Genomic DNA, 2,165 nt, shown 5'->3' with positions numbered 1-2,165 from the left:
TTTAGTGCCAAGTATTTCTATGCAGTACGTTCAAAGCTGAAACGCAAGCAACAGCCAAAATCGTTTGTAAAAGTAGAGCGAGAAAAACCACCCGTTAATGACGATAGTATCACTTTAACATTTGCGGGTGGTTCCCTGGCATTTCCGTCTTCGATTTCTCCCCGCTGGGTCGCTGAAATGATTCGAGCTTTAGTATGAAGCGACTGCTTGAGCTGTCGGAGATTTATCTGCATCGTGAGCCAGTAGACTTTCGTAAGTCCATTAACGGCTTAACCACGATTGTCGAGCAAGATATGCAGCTGTCACCTTTTTGCGATGCGTTGTTTGTTTTTTGTAATAAAGCGCGTGATAAATTGAAAGTGGTGTACTGGGATAAGACTGGATTCGCGTTGTGGTACAAACGATTGGAGAAAGACAAATTCAAATGGCCGCGCAAGCATAAACAAACGGTCATATCACTGACGGATGAACAATGGCATTGGTTACTCTCGGGGTTAGACATCCAGCAACTACACACGCATCAACCCCTTCATTACCAAACACTCCGCTGATCGGCGATTACCCTCCATTGATCGCCTTGTTGACTTCGGGCATTCATTTTTTGTTATTCTGTGGCGCATGAAAACGCCAACTGACAACTTACCAAACGATGCGGACTCATTGCGCAAGCTCTTACTGGAGCAACAAAAAGAAATAGAAACCTTAAAAGCCAAATGCCAATACCTGGAAGAACAATTTCTTAAAGCTCGCCATCAACGGTTTGGCTCAAGCAACGAAGCGCATCCGGCGCAAGGCGATTTGTTTGATGAGCTGGAAACGCTTATCGAGTCGAGTGAACCCGAGTCAACCGAAACGATTGAATACACGCGCAACAAACCGAAACGTAAACCGCTACCCGATGATTTACCACGAGAAGTCATCGTGCATGACGTGGCTGATGAAGATAAGCAGTGTGACTGCTGTGGCAACGAGTTGCATTGTATGGGTGTGGATAAGAGCGAGCAATTGGAATTCATTCCTGCCCGCATCAAAGTGATTGAACACGTCAGACCGAAGTACAGTTGTCGCACCTGTGAAAAGACGGCAACGACCGTCAGCATTAAGCAAGCTTCGATGCCACTGATGCCTATCCCGAAAAGCTTCGCGACCGCCTCTTTGATCAGTCAAATCATTACCAGCAAATACCAATACGCCATTCCCTTGTATCGTCAGCAGCAACTGTTCAAGCAACATGGTATTGAGCTCAGTCGTCAAACCATGAGTGACTGGATACTGAAAAGCAGCTTGCTACTGAAGCGACTCGTTGACCATTGGTACCAGCTGTTATTGAAACAAGCGGTTATGCACGCTGATGAGACAACACTGAAAGTCATTCACGAAGACAAAAGTCAATGTTACATGTGGGTGTATTGCACCGGTACTGACTCTCCGAGTCATCAAGATGGGTTCAACATTGTCTTGTACGACTACCAATCGTGTCGCAGAAGCCTCTGCGTGCGTGATTATTTATCGGGTTACACCGGTTACTTACAAGTGGACGGTTACGCCGGTTATGAACAAACCTCAGCAACACTCGTTGGGTGTTGGGCTCATGCGCGTCGTAAATTTACTGAAGCACAACAAGCGGCAGGGAAAAACAAAACAGGCAAGGCCGACTGGGCTTTGAACCACATTCAAAAACTGTATCGCATTGAAAAAGCGATAAAAGACAAAACATTCGAAGAGAAATACGAAGTGAGACAAGCGCAAGCTAAACCCTTGCTGAAACAATACCAACAGTGGCTCGAGAAGTCTTCCCGGCAAGTGCCACCGAAGTCAGCGATTGGTGCGGCCATTAACTACAGCTTGAATCAATGGCACAAACTCGTTCGTTATATTGAGGGTGGTCAACTGTCCATTGATAACAATCGCGCTGAACGAGCCATTAAGCCATTTGTGATTGGGCGCAAGAATTTTATGTTCTCCAATACCGCCAACGGCGCTCATGCGAGCGCGATGCTATACAGTATTATTGAAACGGCAAAAGCGAATGGCCTCACACCCTTTTATTATTTAATGCATGTACTGAACGAGCTTCCGAAACAGCCTGATGACTTAGAACCGTTAATGCCGTGGAATGTTGAGTTGAACGGTTAAGTCAAGTGTGTGTTTGCTCGGACGTTTAC

At 46.1% G+C, this 2,165-nt stretch carries 3 protein-coding genes; all 3 read left to right on the top strand.

What is annotated here, in order from left to right; translation table 11 throughout:
- The coding region (locus ACTUJY_RS21040; RefSeq protein WP_463618098.1) for a hypothetical protein at nucleotides 1–198 on the top strand (198 nt) is incomplete at its 5' end.
- Nucleotides 195–551 carry an IS66 family insertion sequence element accessory protein TnpB gene (gene tnpB, locus ACTUJY_RS21035; RefSeq protein WP_463618097.1) on the top strand — a complete coding sequence of 119 codons (357 nt, stop codon included), beginning with the start codon at nucleotides 195–197 and terminating at the stop codon, nucleotides 549–551. The genes ACTUJY_RS21040 and tnpB, both read left to right, overlap by 4 nt.
- 67 nt (nucleotides 552–618) lie before the next feature.
- Nucleotides 619–2,136 (top strand): IS66 family transposase, encoded by a 1,518-nt coding sequence (gene tnpC / locus ACTUJY_RS21030; protein WP_463618096.1) that lies wholly within the window; start codon nucleotides 619–621, stop codon nucleotides 2,134–2,136.
- The last annotated feature ends 29 nt before the right edge of the window (nucleotides 2,137–2,165 follow it).

This window comes from Pleionea sp. WD8-19 (assembly GCF_055326765.1).
Note: the sequence above shows the minus strand (reverse complement) of the source record. Positions and strands in the feature narration are given on the sequence as shown.